This is a genomic window from Sulfitobacter sp. OXR-159 (assembly GCF_034377145.1).
Taxonomy (GTDB): Bacteria; Pseudomonadota; Alphaproteobacteria; order Rhodobacterales; family Rhodobacteraceae; genus Sulfitobacter.
Genome location: NZ_CP139707.1, coordinates 692,375 through 713,916, shown reverse-complemented (window position 1 = coordinate 713,916; position 21,542 = coordinate 692,375). Strand labels below are relative to the sequence as shown.

23 protein-coding genes are annotated in these 21,542 nt (G+C 59.6%); 13 read left to right on the top strand and 10 right to left on the bottom strand.

All coding sequences use genetic code 11. From position 1 onward, the window contains the following. The first annotated feature begins 53 nt into the window (after window positions 1-53). The 5 genes from lgt to T8A63_RS03510 all read left to right on the top strand — a co-directional run bounded on the left by lgt (window position 54) and on the right by T8A63_RS03510 (window position 4,152). Window positions 54-938, top strand: a complete 885-nt coding sequence (gene lgt / locus T8A63_RS03530) for a prolipoprotein diacylglyceryl transferase (protein WP_120351707.1) — start codon at window positions 54-56, stop codon at window positions 936-938. Beyond that, entirely contained in the window at window positions 935-1,993 is a 1,059-nt protein-coding gene (locus T8A63_RS03525) for a class I SAM-dependent methyltransferase (RefSeq protein WP_322344992.1), read from the top strand. The genes lgt and T8A63_RS03525 overlap by 4 nt, the downstream gene beginning before the upstream one ends. Next, window positions 1,990-2,745 carry a peptidoglycan editing factor PgeF gene (gene pgeF, locus T8A63_RS03520; protein WP_067622772.1) on the top strand — a complete coding sequence of 252 codons (756 nt, stop codon included), beginning with the start codon at window positions 1,990-1,992 and terminating at the stop codon, window positions 2,743-2,745. The genes T8A63_RS03525 and pgeF overlap by 4 nt, the downstream gene beginning before the upstream one ends. Window positions 2,746-3,015: 270 nt before the next feature. Further along, window positions 3,016-3,159 carry a hypothetical protein gene (locus T8A63_RS03515; protein ID WP_162931872.1) on the top strand — a complete coding sequence of 48 codons (144 nt, stop codon included), beginning with the start codon at window positions 3,016-3,018 and terminating at the stop codon, window positions 3,157-3,159. 273 nt (window positions 3,160-3,432) lie between these two features. After that, entirely contained in the window at window positions 3,433-4,152 is a 720-nt protein-coding gene (locus T8A63_RS03510; protein WP_322344991.1) for a Hint domain-containing protein, read from the top strand. 1 nt (window position 4,153) lies between these two features. Here T8A63_RS03510 and T8A63_RS03505 read toward each other — a convergent pair whose 3' ends face one another. Next, a complete protein-coding gene (locus tag T8A63_RS03505) occupies window positions 4,154-4,654 on the bottom strand; it encodes an Lrp/AsnC family transcriptional regulator (protein ID WP_040700523.1) in 501 nt (166 codons plus the stop codon). A 215-nt stretch (window positions 4,655-4,869) separates the two neighbouring features. Between T8A63_RS03505 and trxB the strand changes: the two genes are divergently transcribed. Continuing rightward, the gene (gene trxB / locus T8A63_RS03500) at window positions 4,870-5,874 is read left to right on the top strand and encodes a thioredoxin-disulfide reductase (protein WP_322344990.1); all 1,005 of its coding nucleotides are present in this window, start codon (window positions 4,870-4,872) and stop codon (window positions 5,872-5,874) included. 193 nt (window positions 5,875-6,067) lie between these two features. Beyond that, window positions 6,068-7,780 carry a bifunctional sulfate adenylyltransferase/adenylylsulfate kinase gene (locus tag T8A63_RS03495; RefSeq protein WP_300054686.1) on the top strand — a complete coding sequence of 571 codons (1,713 nt, stop codon included), beginning with the start codon at window positions 6,068-6,070 and terminating at the stop codon, window positions 7,778-7,780. Between the two features lie 59 nt (window positions 7,781-7,839). Here T8A63_RS03495 and T8A63_RS03490 read toward each other — a convergent pair whose 3' ends face one another. The 3 genes from T8A63_RS03490 to T8A63_RS03480 all read right to left on the bottom strand — a co-directional run bounded on the left by T8A63_RS03490 (window position 7,840) and on the right by T8A63_RS03480 (window position 9,434). After that, window positions 7,840-8,718 carry a PhzF family phenazine biosynthesis protein gene (locus T8A63_RS03490; RefSeq protein ID WP_322344989.1) on the bottom strand — a complete coding sequence of 293 codons (879 nt, stop codon included), beginning with the start codon at window positions 8,716-8,718 and terminating at the stop codon, window positions 7,840-7,842. A gap of 79 nt (window positions 8,719-8,797) precedes the next feature. Continuing rightward, window positions 8,798-9,016, bottom strand: a complete 219-nt coding sequence (locus tag T8A63_RS03485) for a DUF1150 family protein (RefSeq protein WP_007119022.1) — start codon at window positions 9,014-9,016, stop codon at window positions 8,798-8,800. Window positions 9,017-9,020: 4 nt separating this feature from the next. Continuing rightward, complete coding sequence (locus T8A63_RS03480) at window positions 9,021-9,434, bottom strand: Hsp20 family protein (protein WP_067267324.1); 414 nt, start codon at window positions 9,432-9,434, stop codon at window positions 9,021-9,023. A gap of 163 nt (window positions 9,435-9,597) precedes the next feature. On the opposite strand from T8A63_RS03480, the gene T8A63_RS03475 reads away from it, so the two are divergent. From T8A63_RS03475 to T8A63_RS03465, 3 genes are all read left to right on the top strand, one after another. Next, window positions 9,598-9,822 (top strand): YdcH family protein, encoded by a 225-nt coding sequence (locus tag T8A63_RS03475; RefSeq protein WP_067267347.1) that lies wholly within the window; start codon window positions 9,598-9,600, stop codon window positions 9,820-9,822. 95 nt (window positions 9,823-9,917) lie between these two features. Next, window positions 9,918-10,403, top strand: a complete 486-nt coding sequence (gene purE / locus T8A63_RS03470; protein ID WP_322344988.1) for a 5-(carboxyamino)imidazole ribonucleotide mutase — start codon at window positions 9,918-9,920, stop codon at window positions 10,401-10,403. Next, complete coding sequence (locus T8A63_RS03465) at window positions 10,396-11,466, top strand: 5-(carboxyamino)imidazole ribonucleotide synthase (RefSeq protein WP_322344987.1); 1,071 nt, start codon at window positions 10,396-10,398, stop codon at window positions 11,464-11,466. Before purE ends, T8A63_RS03465 begins: the two co-directional genes overlap by 8 nt. Before the next feature lie 2 nt (window positions 11,467-11,468). Here T8A63_RS03465 and T8A63_RS03460 read toward each other — a convergent pair whose 3' ends face one another. Both T8A63_RS03460 and T8A63_RS03455 read right to left on the bottom strand, forming a co-directional pair. Next, complete coding sequence (locus T8A63_RS03460) at window positions 11,469-12,611, bottom strand: alpha-D-ribose 1-methylphosphonate 5-triphosphate diphosphatase (protein ID WP_322344986.1); 1,143 nt, start codon at window positions 12,609-12,611, stop codon at window positions 11,469-11,471. After that, on the bottom strand, window positions 12,598-13,398 hold the full coding sequence (locus T8A63_RS03455) for an alpha/beta fold hydrolase (RefSeq protein WP_150119971.1): 801 nt from the start codon (window positions 13,396-13,398) through the stop codon (window positions 12,598-12,600). Before T8A63_RS03455 ends, T8A63_RS03460 begins: the two co-directional genes overlap by 14 nt. Window positions 13,399-13,461: 63 nt before the next feature. Between T8A63_RS03455 and T8A63_RS03450 the strand changes: the two genes are divergently transcribed. Then, window positions 13,462-13,926, top strand: coding sequence for an NUDIX domain-containing protein (locus tag T8A63_RS03450; protein ID WP_067622796.1), 465 nt, complete (start codon window positions 13,462-13,464; stop codon window positions 13,924-13,926). Here the strand turns inward: T8A63_RS03450 and T8A63_RS03445 are convergent. From T8A63_RS03445 to T8A63_RS03435, 3 genes are all read right to left on the bottom strand, one after another. Next, window positions 13,892-14,740 (bottom strand): DMT family transporter, encoded by an 849-nt coding sequence (locus tag T8A63_RS03445; RefSeq protein WP_322344985.1) that lies wholly within the window; start codon window positions 14,738-14,740, stop codon window positions 13,892-13,894. The two genes, T8A63_RS03450 and T8A63_RS03445, sit on opposite strands and share 35 nt — an antisense overlap. 195 nt (window positions 14,741-14,935) lie before the next feature. After that, the gene (locus T8A63_RS03440; protein WP_067940563.1) at window positions 14,936-15,676 is read right to left on the bottom strand and encodes a sensor histidine kinase; all 741 of its coding nucleotides are present in this window, start codon (window positions 15,674-15,676) and stop codon (window positions 14,936-14,938) included. A 70-nt stretch (window positions 15,677-15,746) separates the two neighbouring features. Further along, window positions 15,747-17,195 (bottom strand): ABC transporter substrate-binding protein, encoded by a 1,449-nt coding sequence (locus T8A63_RS03435; protein WP_322344984.1) that lies wholly within the window; start codon window positions 17,193-17,195, stop codon window positions 15,747-15,749. Window positions 17,196-17,224: 29 nt separating this feature from the next. Between T8A63_RS03435 and T8A63_RS03430 the strand changes: the two genes are divergently transcribed. Further along, a complete protein-coding gene (locus tag T8A63_RS03430; RefSeq protein WP_322344983.1) occupies window positions 17,225-19,294 on the top strand; it encodes a sensor histidine kinase in 2,070 nt (689 codons plus the stop codon). A 23-nt stretch (window positions 19,295-19,317) separates the two neighbouring features. Next, window positions 19,318-19,746, top strand: a complete 429-nt coding sequence (locus T8A63_RS03425) for a response regulator (RefSeq protein WP_067629591.1) — start codon at window positions 19,318-19,320, stop codon at window positions 19,744-19,746. A 112-nt stretch (window positions 19,747-19,858) separates the two neighbouring features. On the opposite strand, the gene groL is transcribed toward T8A63_RS03425, so the two are convergent. After that, window positions 19,859-21,502 carry a chaperonin GroEL gene (groL, locus tag T8A63_RS03420; protein ID WP_067629590.1) on the bottom strand — a complete coding sequence of 548 codons (1,644 nt, stop codon included), beginning with the start codon at window positions 21,500-21,502 and terminating at the stop codon, window positions 19,859-19,861. Between the last annotated feature and the right edge of the window lie 40 nt (window positions 21,503-21,542).

Sequence of the window (21,542 nt, the reverse complement as noted above, 5' to 3'; positions counted from 1 at the left end):
AAGCCCTTACTCGCAAGGTTGACTTCCCCGCGCGGCCTTGTTCAATCAGCACCATGATAGCCATGCTCCCCTTCCCCGATATCGCGCCGGAAATCTTTTCGGTTAACCTGTTTGGTGCCACCTTCGCGCTGCGCTGGTATGCGCTGGCCTATATCGTGGGCATTCTGCTGGGCTGGCGCATCGCCACCGCGGCGGTCAAACGCCCACAACTGTGGAAGAATGACACGCCCGTCATGAAGCCCGGTCAGGTCGAGGACCTGCTCTTTTGGGTTATTCTGGGCGTGATCCTTGGCGGGCGGTTGGGCTATGTGCTGTTTTACCAACCGGCCTATTACCTGTCGAACCCCGCCGCCATCTTGCAGCTTTGGGAGGGCGGCATGTCCTTCCATGGTGGGGCGCTTGGGGTCATTCTGGCCGGGCTCTTCTATACTTGGCGGCATCGCATCCCGGTGATTTCAACCGGAGATATGGTGTGTTTGGGGTTGGCGCCGGGCCTGTTTCTGGGGCGGCTGGCGAATTTCATCAACGCCGAGCTCTGGGGCCGTCCGACCGATCTGCCTTGGGGCGTGGCCTTCCCCGGCGAGGCAGCGCAGTTCTGCCCCGACGTGGCCGGCATCTGCGCCCGGCACCCCTCGCAACTCTATGAGGCGCTGCTGGAGGGGCTAGTCTTGGGCGGCGTGCTGATCTGGATGGCATGGAAACGCGGCGCGCTGAAAATGCCCGGCCTGATCGGCGGCACCTTCCTTGCGGGCTATGGCGCGGCACGTTTCGCGGTTGAGTTCCTGCGCCAGCCAGATGCGCAATTCGTCACCCCCGGCAACCCACTGGGGCTGGCGTGGCATATCGGCGGCTGGGGGCTGACCATGGGGCAGATCCTGTCGCTGCCGATGATCGCCGTAGGCATCTTTTTGATCATTCGGGCGCGGCGGCAGGCATGAGCCTGAAGGACCATCTGCTGGCGCGGATCGCCTTGGAAGGGCCGATGCGGCTGGACGATTATATGCAGTCATGCCTGCTGCATCCCGACTGGGGCTATTACACGACCCGCGCGCCCTTTGGCGCAGAGGGGGATTTCATAACGGCGCCGGAGATCAGCCAGATGTTTGGCGAGTTGATCGGCCTGTCGCTGGCGCAAAGCTGGCTGGATCAGGGTGCGCCCGCGCCTTTCACGTTGGCCGAGCTTGGGCCGGGGCGCGGCACATTGATGGCCGATATGCTGCGCGCCTGCGCGCAGGTGCCGGGATTTCTGGCGGCTGCGAAGATTACGCTGGTCGAAGCCTCCCCCGCTCTGCGCGACGTGCAGCGTGAGACGTTGCAAGGCCATGACGTCACTTGGTTAGATAGCGCTGCAGACTTGCCCGAAGCGCCGCTTTTCCTGATTGCGAACGAGTTTTTTGACGCGCTCCCGATCCGCCAGTTCATCCGCCAAGGCGCGGGCTGGGCGGAGCGGCGGGTCGGCGCGGCAGAGGGCGCGCTGACCTTCGGCCTTGGGCCTGTGACCCCGCAGCCCGCCCTCACGCACCGGCTGGAGGATACGAAGGACGGCGATCTGGTCGAGCTTTGCGCCCCGGCGGCAGAGATCATGCAACAGATTGGCAGCCGCATCGCAGCCCATGGCGGCGCTGCGCTGATCGTCGACTATGGCGATTGGCGGGCCTTGGGCGACACCCTGCAAGCCTTGGCGAACCACGCCCCCGTAGACCCGCTGGCCAGCCCCGGCCATGCCGATCTGACCGCTCATGTCGATTTCGAGGCGCTCGCCCTCGCCAGCCCCTGCCCCCATAGCCGCGTCGTCACCCAAGGCGTTTTTCTTGAGCGTTTGGGCATCACCCCCCGCGCGCAGAAATTGGCCGAACTCCTGACCGGTGACGCGCTTGGCAGCCACATTGCCGCACATCGGCGGTTGACGCACCCGGCGGAAATGGGAAACCTGTTCAAAGTAATGGGGCTCTACCAAAAAGGTCAGACCCCGCCCCCGGGGACAGAAGTATGACGCTCGAAATTCTCACATCAGATGCGCTTGCCCCTCTGCGGCACGGGTTCTTCACCCGCCGTGGCGGCGCGTCATCGGGGGTGTTTTCCGGGCTGAACTGCGGCAGCGGCAGCTCGGACCAGTCCGAGATTGTGCGCATCAACCGCGCCCGCGCCGCCGAGGCGATGGGCCTGCCCGCTGACCACCTTGTCGGGGTGCATCAGGTCCACTCTGCCACCGTCGTCACCGTGACTGAACCGCGCGACGACAAGCCCCGCGCCGATGCGCTGGTGACCAAAACCCCCGGCATCGCCCTGTCGATTCTGACCGCTGACTGCCAGCCCGTGCTCTTTGCGGATGCGCAGGCCGGTGTGGTCGGCGCGGCCCATGCGGGCTGGCGCGGCGCGCTTGATGGGATACTTGAGGCGACCGTCGATGCGATGGTTGATCTGGGCGCCACGCGCGAAAAGATCACTGCGGTGATTGGCCCCTCGATCAGCCAGCGCGCCTATGAGGTCGGGCCAGAGTTTCTTGACAACTTCATGAGCGCCGACCCAGAGTTTGCCCGTTACTTTGCCCAAGGCGAAGGTGACCGTCTGCATTTCGACTTGCCGGGCTTTGGCCTGAACCGTCTGCGCGCGGCGGGTGTGGGTCATGCGGAATGGACGCGGCATTGCACCTATGCCGACGCCACGCGATTCTATTCCTACCGGCGCACGACCCACGCCAAAGAGGCCGACTATGGCCGCCTGCTCTCGGCCATCACGCTCTGAACGGGGCAAGATTGGGGCGAGGGTCGCCCGTTTCATGCCGCATTACTGTCGCTAAACTGGACGCAATCGCATCCGTTTTGCTCAATTGTTTCCTGATCTGGCGATAACTGTAGGATTTTAAACACTTTATAGATTGTGGCCTACGCGCCCCAAAGCGCCCAACTTAGCCGTCAAATTCGCGCAAGTTTCTCACCCATCGTCAAAAACCGGCCCGATTGCACTGCGATAGTGAATCCAACGATGCCCGCATGACCGAAGAGGAACCGAGCCATGAAAAAGAACCCGCGCTTCATCAAGTCCGTCGTCGAGACTGCCGCAAAGACGGACACCGTCATGCCATGGGCGCGTGGCGCGCGCCGCGCTGCCTTTATCGCAAAGCGCGCTGGCAACGCTCCGGTCCGCAAGACCGCCTGAAAAGTTTCCCCCGGTACCGGCGCCAAAGTGTCCGGTACAAATGACCGCCCCTCGGGACGTTGATTCGTCTCGGGGGGCGTTTTCATGCAAATATGGCAGCCAAAAGCCGGGCCAAGAAACATACCGCGATTTTAGCCGAAATTGGCGCGGGATAGGCTGTGAATATCCCGGATATTTTGACAATTCCGGCAGAACATGGCGAATTACCTGTCAGTCCGCGCCCAAAAAGGGCCGCGTTCCGCCCCGCTGCGCCGGGTAGATAAGGGGTTTCGCATGACACAGACCGCCGCCACCGATCTGGAAGTTCCGCCGCCTGTGCCAATGCGCAGCTATGAAGTTGCCGCCCTGCGCGCCGATGGTTCGCTCTATATCGGGCAAGACACTGCGCCCGCCGCGCCGCTTTTCGAATCCGCCTTTGCGGCCTTCGCCCGCGGGACGCTGATCCAGACGGTGCAGGGCGACATCGCCATTGAGGACCTTCAGCCCGGCGACATGATCAACACCTCATCGGGGGAACCGGCGCGATTGATCTGGATCGGGTCCAGCAGCTTTATCCCGGCGGACAGCGGGCGGCGGCTTTCGCTGATCCGCATCATGCCCGACAGTTTCGGAGAGGGGCGCCCCAGTTCGTTCCTCACCCTTGGGCCCGCCGCACGGGTACTACACACGCCGCCTCACCTGCGGGCAGAGGCGGGCAGCGCCCGTTTGCTGACCCCGGTTCGCGCGTTTTTGGATGGAGTCAACGTGATTGAGGTCGCCCCGCCGACCCCGGTGCGCCTGTTCCATATTTGCCTGTCGCGCCATGCGGCGATCAAGGCAGGCGGGTTGGAGATGGAGACCTTTCACCCCGGTGCGCAGGCTCTGCGCGACGCCGCGCCCAGCCTTCGGGATCGGTTTCTGTCGATGTTTCCGCAGATCGCGCATGCGACCGATTTCGGCCCCCTTGCCCATCCCCGCGCGCCTGAAACCACAGAAGACAGTCCAAAGGACTGATTCAGGGCGCGGTCGACAGCCGCGCTTCCAAAACGTCAAAGGGTACGCCGGGATCATCCTTGGCCCCACGGATCACAAGGCTCGTTTTTACGCTTTCCACATTCGGCGTCGTCAGCAATTGCCCCGTGAGGAAACTTTGAAAGCTCGACAGGTCCGGCGCCACGCATTTCAGGATGAAATCAACCTCACCGTTGAGCATATGGCACTCGCGCACCAACGGCCAACCGCGACATTTCTCTTCAAAAGCGCTCAGATCGGCCTCGGCCTGACTGGCAAGTCCGACCATGGCGAAAACCTGCACCTCAAAGCCCAGTTCGCGCGCATCAACATCGGCGTGATAGCCTTTGATGTAGCCTTGTTCTTCCAAGGTGCGGACCCGGCGCAAACAGGGCGGCGCAGAGATGCCCACGCGCTTGGCCAGTTCGACATTCGTCATCCGGCCATCCGATTGCAATTCGGCCAAGATCATCCGGTCGATCGGATCTAGTCGTGTACCCGCCATATCATCCTCAGTGAATTTTCGATTCTTATAGCAGCCTGCGTGGTACGCGCAATAAAGTTTCACACAAGCGCAATAATCTTTGTCTCGGCCCTCAAACCGAACCAGCCGCCCGGTCACGCAAGCGTAATGGCAAGGCGGTGACGGTGGGGGTTTAACGGCTTCCCCGCTATCGCTATATGAGGCAGACAATATCAATGACAGCCCGGGGGCGCCAGATGGCCGAGACACGTAAAACCAAGGTACTGATCATCGGCTCCGGCCCTGCGGGCTATACCGCCGGGGTCTATGCAAGCCGCGCCATGTTGGAGCCGATCCTCGTTCAAGGGATTGAGCCCGGCGGCCAGCTGACCACCACCACCGAGGTCGAGAACTGGCCCGGCGACAGCGAGGTGCAAGGCCCCGACCTGATGATCCGCATACAGGACCACGCCAAGGCGATGGGCACCGAGATCATCGGCGACATCATCACCGATCTTGACCTCTCAAGCCGTCCGTTCCACGCCAAAGGCGATAGCGGCACGACCTATGTCGCCGACGCCGTGATCCTTGCCACCGGGGCGCGGGCCAAATGGCTGGGGCTGGAGAGCGAGGAAAAGTTCAAAGGGTTCGGCGTGTCGGCCTGCGCCACCTGTGACGGCTTTTTCTACCGGGGCCAAGAGATTGTGGTGATCGGCGGCGGCAACACCGCCGTGGAAGAGGCGCTGTTCCTGACCAACTTCGCCTCCAAGGTCACGTTGATCCACCGCCGTGATGAACTGCGCGCTGAAAAAATCCTGATCGACCGACTGATGAAGAACCCAAAGATCGAGCCGCTGTGGTTCCACGAGCTTGAGGAAGTCTATGGCACCGACAGCCCGCTGGGTGTCGAAGGCGTGAAGGTTAAACACGTTAAGACCGGCGAAATCACCGATATCCCGGCCAAAGGTGTCTTTGTGGCCATCGGTCACGCGCCCTCGAATGAATTGGTTAAGGACACGTTGGAGACCCACATGGGCGGCTATGTCGTGACCAAACCAGACAGCACCGAAACCTCCATTCCGGGGGTCTTTGCCGCGGGCGATCTGACGGACCACAAGTATCGCCAAGCGGTGACAAGCGCTGGCATGGGCTGCATGGCCGCGCTGGAAGCTGAGCGTTTTCTGGCCGAAGTGGGCGATGATGAGGGCAAAGACACCTCCCTTCCGCTTGGCTATGGGGCCGAAGTGAAGGAAGACGTTTAAGTCAACCGAAGGCGCGGCGGAGATAATTCTGGTTTCCGCCGCCCTTGCACACCCGAATTGCAGGCCATCCCGAGATCACAGGATAACAGCCTTTAACGATACGATCCCCCCTAGAACTATAGACTTTTTACGCCTTTTGCAGCTATGGCAGCCAAGACCGAAGCCGCCTGCCCCCTGAAGAAAAGTGATAGTTATGATGCCCAGCAACCTCGCGCCAATCCCCGAACTCTATGTCTCTTACGAGTCTGCGCAGAAACTGAAGATCGAAGCCGGCAATTTGGTGAGCCTTGATCTCACTCCGCGTCAGATCTGCGATCTGGAGCTTTTGATGAACGGCGGTTTCAACCCGCTCAAAGGTTTCCTGTCCGAGGAAGACTATGACGGCGTGGTCGAGAACATGCGGCTGGCCGATGGCAGCCTCTGGCCCATGCCGATCAACCTCGACGTCAGCGAAGCCTTCGCCGAAAAGCTGGAACTGGGTCAGGACATCGCCCTGCGCGACCAAGAGGGCGTGATCCTTGCGACCATGACCATCACCGACCGTTGGACCCCAAACAAGGCACGGGAGGCCGAGAAGGTCTTTGGCGCGGATGACGACGCGCATCCGGCGGTGAACTATCTGCACAACCAAGCGGGCAACGTCTATCTCGGCGGTCCGGTGACCGGCATCCAGCAGCCCGTGCACTATGATTTCCGTGCCCGTCGCGACACGCCTAACGAGCTGCGCGCCTATTTCCGCAAGCTGGGCTGGCGCCGCGTGGTGGCCTTCCAAACCCGCAACCCGCTGCACCGCGCGCACCAGGAACTCACCTTCCGTGCCGCCCGTGAGGCGCAGGCCAACCTGCTGATCCATCCGGTCGTCGGCATGACTAAACCGGGCGATGTCGATCACTTCACCCGCGTGCGCTGCTATGAGGCGGTGCTCGACAAATACCCTGCCGCCACCACCTCGATGAGCCTTTTGAACCTCGCCATGCGCATGGCTGGCCCGCGCGAGGCCGTCTGGCACGGGCTGATCCGCAAGAACCACGGCTGCACACATTTCATCGTGGGTCGCGACCACGCTGGCCCCGGCAAGAACTCCGCCGGTGAAGATTTCTATGGCCCCTATGACGCGCAGGACCTCTTCCGCGCGCATCAAGAGGAAATGGGCATCGAAATGGTCGATTTCAAACATATGGTCTGGGTGCAGGAACGCGCTCAATATGAGGCCATGGATGAAATCGAGGACAAAGACAGCGTCACCATCCTGAACATCTCGGGCACCGAGCTGCGCCGCCGCCTGCGCGAAGGGCTGGAAATCCCTGAGTGGTTCTCCTTCCCCGAGGTCGTCAAGGAACTGCGCCGCACCTCGCCGCCGCGCTCGAAGCAGGGCTTTACCGTCTTCTTCACCGGTTTCTCCGGCTCGGGCAAATCCACCATCGCCAACGCGCTGATGGTCAAGCTGATGGAGATGGGCGGTCGCCCTGTGACGCTGCTGGATGGCGATATCGTGCGGAAGAACCTCAGTTCTGAGTTGGGCTTCTCTAAAGAGCACCGCGATCTGAACATTCGTCGCATCGGCTATGTCGCTTCCGAGATCACCAAGAATGGCGGCATCGCCATCTGTGCGCCGATCGCGCCCTATGCCACCACTCGCCGCGCCGTTCGAGAGGATGTGGAGAACTTTGGTGCCTTCGTTGAGGTGCATGTCGCGACCTCCATCGAGGAATGCGAACGCCGCGACCGCAAGGGGCTCTACAAGCTGGCGCGCGAAGGCAAGATCAAGGAATTCACAGGCATTTCCGACCCTTATGACGTACCGCAGAACGCCGAACTGGTGCTGGAGACCGAGAATGTTGAGGTCGACAACTGTGCCCATCAGGTGTTGCTGAAGCTCGAAAACATGGGGCTGATCGCGGGGTAAACCGTTCAGCTTTTGCCAAGAACAACGCAGCCCTTCGGGGCTGCGTTTTGCGTTTCGGCTCAGGCCACATCGGGCATGAAGACCTGCCCCGACATCACAACACGCCCCTGCCCCGCCACACGCACACCGGTGATCGCATCTCGGGGGCCAAGCACCTCAACCTCTGCCCGGCCGGGCCGACCCATGAGATGCCCCTGTTCGGCGACAAATCGGGGGCTATCGATCAGCCCCCGCGCCCAGAGATAGGCTGCCATAGCGCCTGTCGCCGATCCGGTGAAAGGGTCTTCGGCGGGGCTGGGCGGGGCCAATAGCAGCCGCGCATAGGTATCGCCCGCCGAAGTTGCGCCGTCGAGTGTTACCCAAAAAGGCTCCATCATATCGCTGTCTTGCCCCAGATGGGCGTTGTAGTCCGCCAGCGCCCGGGAATCGAGTTTCAGCCCTTCCAGCGCCGCGCGGCTGCGCAAGACCGTGATGCAAAAGGGCAGCCCGGTAGAGACCACCTGCGGCTGCCCGATGATATCGCCTGGCTCCAAACCGCCCACGTTTGAAACCAGATCGACAGGCACTTCGACCCCGAAAACAGGCGCGATCTGCGTCATTGCGATCTGGGCACCGCGGACCTCTATCTCCACCATACCCGCGCCCGTCTCCAGCCGCAGCGGCCCTTCACCGATCAGCCCGCGATGGCGCAGGGCCGCGACGGTGGCGATGGTCGGATGGCCGGCAAAGGGTATCTCTCGGCTGGCGAGGTAGTATTTCACCTTGAAGTCTGCGATCTCGGACGGCCCTGTAAAGGTGCATTCTACCAAAGATGTCTCACGCACATAGGCCGTGCACAGGTCATCAGGCAGCACCGCCCCGCCATGCACCACGGCACAGCCATTGCCGCCAAAGACCTGATCGGTGAAAGCATCCACCCAGTCGAAATCGAATTCCATACGCCCGCTCCCAATAACAAAAGGCCGCAGCGGACTGCGGCCTTGCATCGGGCTTAGCGTATCGTCGTGCCGCGCGGCGTCAATGCACCATCACTGGCCGGTAGTCATGCTCTCGCGCCAGCGAGAAAGCGAGTTTCTGATCGCCGACCAGCGCCAGTTGCTGCCCTTCGGCATCGTGAACGGCATAGAGAAGCTCAAGCCCCTCGGCCTGATCGCGCACTTCGCGCGGCAGATCGGCGACAGCGATGGTTTTGACATAGACCATACGGTCATTTCCGTGGGTGATTGCGTCTTGCATGATGTTACCCCTTCTTGATCTTGATGGTTTGAACCACCGTTTCAGGCTTGGCGCGGGTCAGGTCGACATGCAGCAGACCATTCTCCATAACGGCTTCGCCCACATCGACCCCATCGGCCAGTACGAACGAGCGCTGAAACTGTCGCGCAGCGATCCCACGGTGCAAAAACACCCGATCTTCGCCATCGTCAGACTGACGCCCACGGATCACGAGCTGTCTATCCTCAACTGTTATCGAGAGATCCTGTTCCGAAAAACCCGCAACCGCCAGTGTGATCCGGTAGCTGTAATCAGAGGTCTGCTCGATGTTGAACGGCGGATAACCTTCGTTTCCGGCCTTGGCGCTGCGTTCCAGCACCCGTTCCAATTGTTCAAACCCCAGCATGTGAGGGTAAGAGGCAAGCGTTAGTTTCGTCATGCGACACGTCCTTATCAGGTCAAGCGACAGTGTTTCACAGGCCCCGCAACCGGCAGCCCGTTGCATTGAATATGGGGGAGCTTTCTTGCCTGCGCAAGGGCTATGCCAAATGATCTCAAGCGCTTATATTCAAGGTTCAGCTGCCCAACGGAATCACCTACCCATGAATGCCCCTACCGATCTGTCGATGAAAACGGACGAAGTGCTGCGTGTTGAACTTGAGGTCTTCCGACGGGAACATCGCGATCTAGACGACGCCATCCATGCGCTGGTTGAACGCGGCACGGGCGATCAACTGACCCTACAACGGCTGAAAAAGCGCAAGCTGCGGCTCAAGGATCTTATCGCCCAGATCGAAGACCGTCTGACCCCCGACATTATCGCCTAAACCTTGATCTCTGTTGCCTGCGGCAATCATCGTTGCCACATGGGCCGGGATGGGTATAGTGCGCGCTCTGATCCACCAAGAGAAGGCCCTGCGCAATGACCACGCCCCCGGTTGGCATCATCATGGGGTCCCAGTCCGACTGGGCCACCATGCGCGAAGCAGCAACCCTGCTGGAAGAGCTTAACATCCCCTATGAGGCGCGCATCGTGTCCGCCCATCGCACGCCAGACCGGCTGTGGGACTATGGCAAAACGGCGGTGGACCGTGGCCTGCAAGTGATTATCGCAGGCGCTGGCGGTGCGGCGCATTTGCCGGGCATGATGGCCTCCAAAACCCGCGTGCCGGTGATTGGCGTGCCGGTGCAGACCAAAGCGCTCTCGGGAGTGGATTCGCTTTATTCCATCCTGCAAATGCCACGCGGCTTTCCAGTGGCGACGATGGCGATCGGATCGGCAGGTGCAGCCAATGCAGCCTTGATGGCGGCGGGCATCCTTGCCTTGCAAGATGCGGAACTGGCCAAGCGGTTGGACGATTGGCGCGACGCGCTGAGCGCCTCAATCCCCGAGGTGCCGCATGACTGAACCACTGCAAACCGGCGCCACCATCGGCATTCTGGGAGGTGGCCAATTGGGCCGTATGCTCTCTGTCGCCGCCGCGCGGCTCGGCTTTCGGACCCATATCTTTGAGCCGGGTGCCAACCCGCCCGCTGCCGATGTGGCCCATGCGGTGACCACCGCGGGCTATGACGACCACAAAGCGCTGGAGGCTTTCGCCCGCGCCTGTGACATCGTGACCTTCGAGTTTGAGAACATCCCCACCGAGGCGCTCGACGTGGTGGAGGCGATCACCTCGATCCGCCCGGGCCGCGAAGCCCTGCGCATTTCCCAAGACCGGCTAACCGAGAAAACCTTCCTCGGTGACCTTGGCCTGAAAGTGGCCCCTTTCGCCGATGTAATTGACGCCGCGACCCTGAAAGCCGCCGTGGCACAGATCGGCACGCCTGCGATCCTCAAGACCCGCCGTTTCGGCTATGACGGCAAGGGCCAAGCGCGGCTGAAAGGCGATACCGACCTCGACACCGCTTGGGCCGAGATGAACGGCGCGCCTTCGGTGCTCGAAGGGTTCGTGAACTTTAGCGCCGAGATTTCCGTCATCGCCGCGCGCAGCGCCACGGGCGAAGTCGCCTGTTTCGATCCCGGTGAGAACGTCCACCGTGACGGCATCCTGCACACCACCACCGTCCCGGCAAAGATCAGCAACGCGCAGCGCACCGATGCGGTCTTGCTCGCCGGTCGGGTGCTTAACGCGCTTGAGTATGTCGGCGTCATGGGGGTTGAGCTTTTCGTCACCCCGCAGGGGCTGATCGTGAACGAAATCGCCCCGCGGGTGCATAACTCGGGCCATTGGACCCAGAATGGCTGCGCGATCGACCAGTTTGAGCAGCACATCCGCGCCGTCGCAGGCTGGCCCTTGGGCGATGGTCAGCGCTATGCGGATGTGGTGATGACCAACCTCATCGGTGACGATATGGACCGCGTGCCAGAGCTTGCCCGCGCGCGCGACACCGCGCTGCATCTCTACGGCAAGGCCGAGGTGAAACCGGGCCGCAAGATGGGCCATGTGAACCAGATCATTCGCGCCTGAAGTCAGGCGACGAAACGCTCCGCAACCGCGCCGGACATGAAGCTTACCCGCCCCGCCACGAAAGTGGCGGCGACGCGGCCCGTGGTCTTGTCCAACACAACGATATCCGCGCGTTTGCCCGGCGCCAGCGTGCCACGATCGGTAAGCCCCAGCACCTGCGCCGGCCCGGATGAGACCAGCGCCCATGCCCCCGCAAGGTCGAGCAGCCCGCTTTGCGACAGCATCAGGGCGGCACGGCGCGGCGAAGGGTAATGATAGTCTGACGCCAAGGCGTGACACAGCCCCATGCTGATCAGATCCAGCGCTGACAGGTTGCCGTTATGCGACCCGCCGCGCACCACATTGGGCGCGCCCATGATCACCGCATCGCCCGCCCCATGCGCGGCCTCGGCGGCCTCCTGCGTTTCGGGAAATTCTGCCAGTGTCACACCCCGCGCCCGCCACAGACCGCGCCCCTCGGCGGTCTGATCATCATGGCTACCCATTTTGACCCCGCGTTGCGCCAGTTCTGCACACAGTCGATCCAAGGCCGCTGGCACTTCATCGCGCCGAGCGTGCATCTCCTGCATTTGAGCCAAATGGCTCTCGGGGCTACGCCCAGCCTTCAGCGCCTGCCCCACCAGCCGTTTCGGCATCTTACCCGCCGCCAAGCGGTCGTGCGGCAGATGATCGTTGAACACCACATAGCCCACGCCCCACTCCGCCATACGCTGCGGCAGACTGTCGTAGAGGTCGAGAATATGGGTCTCAAAGCGCAACTGCGGGCGAATATCCGTGACCAATTCCGGCGCCGTGTCGCGGATGCCGCTAAAGACCTGATCGGCAAATTCCAGCCCCCGCAGGCCGCCCTCCCAACTGACGAATTGGGCCAAAACAGCTGTGGTCATGCCGTTGGCCGCCAGTTCCGCCTCTGCGGCAACCAGCCCTTCGGAAAGCTGCTTCATCGCCCCGCGGCGCGGTGCCAGATGCCGCTCGAACGCATCGCCATGCAGATCGACAATTCCCGGCAGCACTTGGAAGCCAGTCAGGTCAACACTCCGCCCCACCGGGCGGTCATTAATCACCCCTTCGGCAAAAGACAGCGGCGCGCGGCTAAGCCCTTCGGGATGCAGAACCTCTGCGTTCATCAGGTCAAGGTTTGGCATCGTCCCCTCCCAACCCCGGCAGGCACCCGCCTTCGGGGCAGCCAATCGCGTTCAATACGCCATCGATAAAGGTCATCGACCGGTCAAAACTGCCGGTTTTCAAAAACGCCATGGTCTGGGCGATAACGCGCGGGTTGTTCATCATGAAAGTGTGGGTCACGGGCAAGACGATATGCTCTTTCATTCCCGCAACACGGGTCGACGCGACCGAGACTTTCCCGTCATCCGGACCCGGCAAAAGGCTTGAGAAATAAGGGTTTAGAGACTGTGACCCCGCAATCACGCCCAACTCAAACGGCACAGGCGGCAATTGGTTCGGGAGCGCCCCATCCCCGGTGCCGATCTCGGCCCCGGCCGGGCCGTTCAACCACTCAAAGGCGGGGTTCTCGACCAATTCGTCGACCACTTCGCTGCCGTGATTGGGCGGCCCCAGCATCACCACGCGGCCGACACGGTCGGCGCCAGCCTCTGCCACCCATTTGCGCACCAGAATACCACCCATAGAATGGGTCACGAAATCAATCTGCGCGGTGCCACAAGCGGCAACCGCCTGTGGCAAGGTCTGCTTGGTCAACTCAGCGATATTGGCCTCGGTTGAGGGATAGCCGGGGCGCACCACGCGGTACCCTTCGGCGGCCAAGGCGGCCTCCATAACAGCGAAAGACATCTCGGTTCGTGCCAGCCCATGCAGCAATACAACACAGCGGCCCGCAGCCGTTTCAGCCGCCGCAGGCAGAGGAATCGCCAGCCAAATCGCGGCGATCAGCAAGGTGAGAGGTTTCATCATGCCCTCCAGATAGACTGATTGGCGGGACTGTGAAATGGTCTTGGCGCGTTACCTGACAAAAGTATGCCGATGCCCCGCCCCTGCCCCCGATTAGCCGCCCGCGCTGTCTTGTTGCACGAGGACCGCCTCCTGCTGGTCAATGCCTATGCCGACAATCGACTGGGTTTGATGTGCGCCCCCGGCGGTGGAGTAGAGGCCGGCGCCTCCCTGCCCGACAACCTGCGCCGCGAGGTGTTCGAAGAGACGGGCCTGACAATCTCGGTCGGCGCGCCCTGTCTGGTCAACGAATTCCACGATCCCAGCGGCGATTTTCATCAGGTGGATATCTATTTCAGGTGCCATATCCTCGGCCCCGCCCAGATCGCGTCAGACTGGAAGGATCACGAAGCCATCGTCACCCGACATCAATGGGTCACCAAATCCGAATTGGCGCAGATTCCACACAAGCCCGACAGTCTCGGCGCGGTCGCCTTTGGTCCGGCGGAGGCGGCGATTACCTACGATCCGTTGGAGCCGATCTTGCGCTGATCGCCCAAGCAATCCCGCCCAGAACCAACGCCGTCGCGATAAGCAGCGTGAGGTTCAGCGGTTCACCTAAAAGCAGCGCGCCAGCAAGAATGGCGATGATCGGCACGCTAAGCTGCGCCACTGCTGCCGTGCCACCGTCGATCCGGGCCAGCACCGCATACCACAATGCGTACCCAAGGCCGGAAGTTACCCCACCGCAAAGCGCGCCCAACAGCAGGCCCGTCATACTGAAATGCGACCCTGTCAAAGCGGGCAGGATAAGCATGAAAGGCAGGCAGAGCAGAAAATTCGCCGAAGTCGCCGCCAAGGGATCGCCAGATGTGCGACCAATGATCGTATAGGCGGCCCAGCCCATCCCCGCGGCGACCATCAATCCAGCGCCCATGATATCTGCTGAACCCTGCCCATCCGGCCAAAGAACAAGCACCAATCCGGCAAAGGCCGCGGCGGCGCCCGTGATTTGCCGCGCGGTGGGGGCCGCGCCGGTCATCGCGGCGTAGGTAAACATGGTAATCTGCACGACACCAAAAAGAATAAGCGCGCCGAGCCCGGCATCCAACGTCAGATACGCGAGGCTAAAACCAATCATATAGACAGCAAGGCTGACAGCGCCGCCGATCCTGTTGCGTCGCAAGAGCGGCAGCCGCCCGCCCCGTAGCGCCACCATGATCCCCAAAATCAGAGCACCTGCGGCGACGCGAACGAGCGCAAAGCCCGCAGGATCAATATGCCCACCGTCGACTGCCATCCGTGTTAAAATGGAGTTTGCCGCAAAAGCGCACATGGTGAGAGCGGAGAGAAGGAAAAGCTGCATGACCATTCGCTTAGCCCTCCTACCCAACTGCGCCAAGTGCCGATTCTCCTCTACATAGCAATCTAACCGGGTCGTGATGACAAACCCCCTCGATTTGACCAGCGCGATTGGATGAGGCGATCAAATCAGCGCATCATCACGACAGGTGAAACCTGGTGCGCTTGCCAGGGTCATTCGAGGTTCATGTTGCACTGCCTATATTGCACCCTCCAAACGCACCTCTACCGACGTACCGCGTTCGGCACCGGTCGAAATCAAACAGGCATGTCCGCCATAATTCCCGGCGATCTTTCGAACCAAAGCCAACCCAAGCCCGGAGCCTTCCACCTCGTCCCGGGATCGCAACGTGGTCATCGGCTTGAAAACACGCTCGTGAAATCGCGGATGAATCCCCGGCCCATCGTCTGAAACGGTCAACATTAGGTCAGACCCTTCGCGCCATGCCGCCACCTCGACCCTTCCTGGAAACTTGTCATGATGCTTGATCGCGTTTCCGATCAATGCCGAAAAGAGCGTGTGAAGGTCTGCTTCATCAATATGGAATGAGCCGCAACCAAAGTCATGATTAATCCGGAAACCACTGGACGGCCCAATCTCCTTTACCGCAGCATCGAATGTCTCTTGGAGACTAACCTCTTGCGGATTCGCCATCTTCCCTGCACGGGAATACTGCAAAAGATCGTACAGCATCCGATCCAAACGCTGCGTATGCCGTTTCATCAGGGCTATGGAACTATGCACCGAAGGACTTACCTCAAGCCCAGACTCCTCGATATCCTCGGCAATCCATTCTGGTAGTTCCAATAGCGCGCGGATGGAACCACGCAGATCATGGCTCACCAAATGGATAAACTCCTCTGCGTCCGGCGCCGTATTTGGCGGTTCCCTCGAAGGGATTTCAACGTCGAGGGACGAATATAGCTGGGGATGGGTCATATCACTGACGCCCTACGCATGACCGTTGAACAGAGCCCCGCAGCTGCCGGATCAAAGAATAAGGCTGCCATTACGCGATATCCCGCAGCAAACGGCGCGCATTCGGTGGATACTTTTGGCGAAGCCGCGCCCAACGTTGTATTTGCTTCTCGCGCCCCGCTCGGCTGGTGATAAGCTGCCACTGCTGCGCCACACGGCTTAGGGCTATTTTCGGCGCAACCTCGCCCTGCAGCGCCCGATCCAACCCTCTTCCCAAAGCCTGAAAATACTCAGATTGCCCTTTTAGGTAGAAATCTGGAATTGCCCCGTCAAGCGACGCACGATGCACCTTGAGAAACGATTTTGAATAAGCATCTTCAACGCCCGGATCGCTGTAGTGTTCCTTTCGGTAAGGGTCAAAAAAGCCATCTGCCTGGCGAACGGCCAGTGTCGACATCTCAGGTGTGACGGCGAAGAGAGCAAATAAATAGGCAAGTTCCTTCTGTGCCGATGTCGCGCTGACGACAAAGCTCCACCCCCAGTTGAAATAGGGTGTTGCAAGGAGTTCCCCCCCAACTTTCCCACCGGGCGTTGGGCCATAAATCATTCGCCCTCTCATCGGCGACCGAGGAGAGTTCAGATATTTCTGCGTACCACCCCAGCCAATATTGCAATAGACATCGCCTTTCGCGTAACGCGCCCAGTTTTCGAACAGCCCAAGGTTAGAGGTATCGGGGACGAGGCTGTCTGTAATCGTAATCAATTCCTCCAACGCCGCTACACCCGGGTCTTCAGCGATTTGCGGGGTCATATCGGGGGACAAAGGCCAGTACCCTTTGGCGTGAAATCGAATCCACCACTCCCACGCCAGATACCCCGGCGTGCGAAACAACAACCCGCCATATCGACCAGCTTCTGGCGCATGAAAAAAACGTATTTGCCGATCCAGCTCCGCCCAAGTCTCTGGCATAGCAAGTGGATAACCGAAGCGATCAGCATAGCGCGCCTGTTCATTCGGGTCATGAAGCATTTCGCGATGGTAAAACATCACATAGGCGTCGCCATCTGTTTGGAAACCATAGGTCTGACCGTCAAACCTATCCCCTTCCTGATAGAGCATAGGGTCGCGAAATCCCGTCGGCTCATAGCGTGCGGCGTAGTCATCCAAAGCGTGGATTGCCCCTGCGGCAACGAGGTCTGCCACCCCAAAGGTCGCAGGCAGGGCAACGTCATATTTCGCCTCCCCAAGTACACTATTTAGCATTAGCTCCGCGTTGATCTGATCGACATGCACCTCTTGAAGTTCGACTTTCACCCCGGTTCGCTCCGTAAACACCGCCGCGACCGGTTCAAGATTGGCACGTGACCCTTCCGGAAGCAGCACAGAGAGCGTTCTGGCATCTTCAACCAAACCACGGGCTTGCGCGGCCACCTTTATATCAATCGTCTCCCCAAATACCGGACCGGCGATAAGCGTGCTAAGACCGGCACCCAGGCCGATAGAGAACCTTCGCCTTGTCAACCTGCGCCCGCCAAACACACTGCAATCCTCCAATCAGCGGGTGGGGGATGACCCCCTCTCGCTTTGATGAACCCGGTTTTAGAGCCGTGGCGATTAACATTGCGTTAATTGGTCCCAGCTATTCAGTCAGCATGGTTACGATGCATCCCCCATGGTCGCTGCGGCAGTTTCTCGGCAGTCGTATCAGCACCCGCCTAAGGGCAGCGCTCCTTCTCGTGGCGGCCATTATTGGCGTTGCGGGATGGGCTGCTACGGGTCAGATGCGATCTGTGCTGGTCAGTCACGCTCATTTGAGCCAATCGGCCCTTCCTACATTGGCTATTTCCCAGCAAATTGAGCGGTCCTTGAACGGTGTATTCCTTTCGATTGAGCAGCTTAATCAATTAGATACCTCCGTGTCGCCAGATACGCTCGGGAAAGACATCACAACAAAAATCGACAAAACTTTTGAGCTTTTAGAAAATCTGAAGACAATGGAGATCGCGCTCCCGCTGGCAGCGCGGCTGGAGGGACGGCTGCATATGGCGCGGCGGGCATCTGATGCGACAGTTTTCAGCCTTCAGGAAATGCGGCGCGCCGAGGGCCAGATCCTCACAACGCTTGATCTTGTCGAGCAAATCCAAGTACAGAATCATACTATTATTGATGAGTTAGCCTACCGACTTTCACGGCAAACCGAAGCCCTGCTGAGTGAAGTCTCAGGAAGCTTTGCATCCGGTGATGTTGCCCCAGAAAATCGCCCTTCAGGCTTTCCCGACATGTTGTTGAGCGCAATTAATCTCAATGACATTCGGCTAAGTCTCGACACGCTTATTAACATCATCAATTCACAAGGGCTACAGAACCAACTTCTTCAACTTGAGCGCGCACGACTTCTTGTCGAAGAGCATTTCCAGGATGCCATCACCCGGTTACCGCGCATTCATGAAGCAGCCAGTAGACGGTCGCTGGCCCGCCAAATCGACGCGCTGCGCGACGTGCTGCTTGATCCCGAAAAGGGCTTCTTCGCACATTCAACGGCACGTCTGCAGTTTCACGAGAGCGTTCAAACGCTGCAAGCCGAACACCTGCCCATGATCGTGGGGATTTCCGACACATCCTCTGATCTTACTCAGAACATTTTGCGGCGGGTGGATCTCGCGACAGATGCGCTGCGCGACACCATCCATCGGGTCATATGGACTGTTGGCCTCACCGTTGGAAGCGCGCTTCTCGTGATTGCCCTTACCAACGGCTTTGTTGTTGAGCGGCAGTTTAACCGTCGCATCAATCGATTGACCAATTCCGTCACGGCTATCGCTCAGGGTGACCTTGATCACCCCGTCACCGTGCGAGGGCAGGATGAACTAGGAGAGATGGCACGTGCATTAGTTGTGTTCCGCACAACTGCGGAAGAGTTGCGGCGCTCGAACATCGAGCTCGAGAAATTCGCCTATGTGGCCGCCCACGACCTGCGCTCTCCCCTCCGTGCGGTGCATGAACTAAGCCTTTGGGTCCTTGAGGATGAGGAAAATGCGCTGACTGCGGAAAGCCGAAGCTATTTGCTTATGTCACAACAACGGATCGATCGGCTTAACCGCCTTCTGAACGATCTTTTGGACTACGCCCGGGCAGGACAGGATCAACCAGCGCCAGAGCCGGTGCACCTTGCCCGATTAGTGGCAGACCTTGCCCGCTATACCGACACGGAGGGTCGGTTTAAAATTAGCTTTGCCGGGACAAACCAGATCATCGACGTACAGCTTACGCCGTTGCAGCAGATTTTGGGCAACCTAATCTCAAATGCAATCAAACACCATGACCGGGATCATGGCACCATCCATGTTAATGCCGAGGTGCAGCAGGACCGTGTTGTTCTAAGCGTGCGCGATGACGGGCCTGGAATAGAACTTCGGCACCAAGAGAAGATATTTGAACTGTTTCAAACACTTAAATCTCGTGATGAGGTTGAAGGGAGCGGCTTGGGCCTCGCCATCGTAAGCAAGCTTGCGTCTCACCAGAAAGGGAAGATCACGCTGGTCTCCGACCCCAACAAAAAGCGCGGATCGACCTTTGTTGTGGAGCTTCCATTGGCAACGCGAACGCACCGCAATCTGGCCGTGGCGGCGGCGGCGTGACCCAAGCCGAAAAGGAATATTGGATGAAAACGACGCCCGCGAAATTTCTTATCGTAGACGATGACAAAGTCAGCGTGATGGCCATGCAACGGGCGATGCGCAAGTTGAAGATCGTCAACGAAACGGCGGTTTGTCACGACGGGCAACATGCGCTCGAATTTCTAGCGGAAGAGGTGAAGCGGCATGGGCGATTGCCGCCCTATATCGTCACACTTGACCTCAACATGCCGCGCATGGGCGGGCTTGAGTTCTTGGAAGTTGTCCGAGCCGATCCGGCGTTGGAGCGGATGGTGGTTTTTGTCTTCACCACCTCCGATATGCCCACGGACGTGCAATCCGCCTATAGCAAGAATGTCGCGGGCTATATCGTTAAGGAAAACCCGTCGGAGACCTTTGCCAATGCGCTTGGCATGCTCAATGCCTATTCTCGGATCGTAGAGTTGCCAGCTTGATCACCGTGAGAACCAGATAAAGGGCCATCGAACCCGGATAGTCACTGCCTTTTAACAGAAAGAGGCGCGCCATTGCTGGCACGCCTCCTGAACTTTAGCCAATAGGGCTGGCTTACATCATGCCGCCCATGCCGCCCATGTCGGGCATGCCGCCGCCGGCGGGTGCGCCGTCTTTAGCAGGCTTGTCGGCGACCATCGCTTCGGTGGTGATCAGCAGACCAGCGATCGAAGCCGCGTCTTGCAATGCTGTACGCACCACTTTCGCCGGGTCGATGACGCCGAACTTGAACATGTCGCCATATTCTTCGGTCTGCGCGTTGAAGCCGAACTTCAGGTCGTCGCTTTCGCGGATTTTGCCGGCAACAACCGAACCGTCCACGCCAGCGTTCTCAGCGATCTGACGCAGCGGTGCTTCCAGTGCTTTGCGCACGATGGAGATACCGACGTTCTGATCGTTGTTGTCGCCTGTCAGGCCTTCGAGCTTTTTGCCGGCCTGAACCAGAGCAACACCACCGCCTACAACGATACCTTCCTGAACAGCGGCACGTGTCGCGTTCAGGGCGTCGTCAACGCGGTCTTTGCGCTCTTTCACTTCGACTTCGGTCATGCCGCCGACGCGGATCACGGCAACACCGCCTGCCAGTTTGGCAACGCGCTCTTGCAGCTTCTCACGGTCGTAGTCGGAGGTGGTTTCTTCGATCTGGTTACGGATCTGAGCAACACGTGCTTCGATCTCGGCCTTCTCGCCTGCGCCATCAACGACAGTGGTCTCGTCTTTGGTGATCGCGACTTTCTTGGCAGAACCCAGCATGTCCATGGTCACGGACTCAAGCTTCATGCCCAGATCTTCGGAGATCACCTGACCACCGGTCAGAACCGCGAGGTCTTGCAGCATGGCTTTGCGACGGTCGCCGAAGCCCGGTGCCTTCACAGCAGCAATCTTCAGGCCGCCACGCAGTTTGTTCACGACGAGTGTCGCCAGGGCTTCGCCCTCAACGTCTTCGGCGATGATCAAAAGCGGTTTCTGGGACTGGATCACTTGCTCAAGCAGCGGAACCATCGGCTGAAGGCTCGACAGTTTCTTCTCGTGCAGCAGGATGATCGCGTCTTCCAGCTCGACAGTCATCTTGTCGGAGTTGGTGACGAAATAGGGGCTCAGGTAGCCACGGTCGAACTGCATGCCTTCGACGACATCGGTCTCTGTTTCCAGACCTTTGTTCTCTTCGACGGTGATAACGCCCTCGTTGCCGACTTTCTGCATCGCGTCCGCGATCTGACGGCCGATCTCTTTTTCGCCATTGGCGGAGATGGTGCCGACCTGTGCGACTTCGTCGCTGTCGGATACGTCACGGGCAGCGGCTTTGATCGCTTCGACGACCGTGGCAGTTGCCAGATCGATACCGCGCTTCAGGTCCATCGGGTTCATGCCAGCGGCTACCGATTTCATGCCTTCTTTGACGATGGCTTGGGCCAAAACAGTCGCGGTGGTAGTGCCGTCACCTGCTTCGTCGTTGGTCCGGGAAGCAACTTCCTTGACCATCTGTGCGCCCATGTTTTCGAACTTGTCTTCCAGTTCGATTTCCTTCGCCACGGATACACCGTCTTTGGTGATGCGCGGTGCGCCGAAGGATTTGTCCAGAACCACGTTCCGGCCTTTGGGGCCGAGTGTGACTTTCACCGCATCGGCGAGGATGTTCACACCCTTGAGCATCCGGTTGCGGGCATCGGTGTCAAATTTGACGTCCTTAGCAGCCATGTTGTCTTCTCCTAAAATCTTGGATTGATGTGAGCGTCTT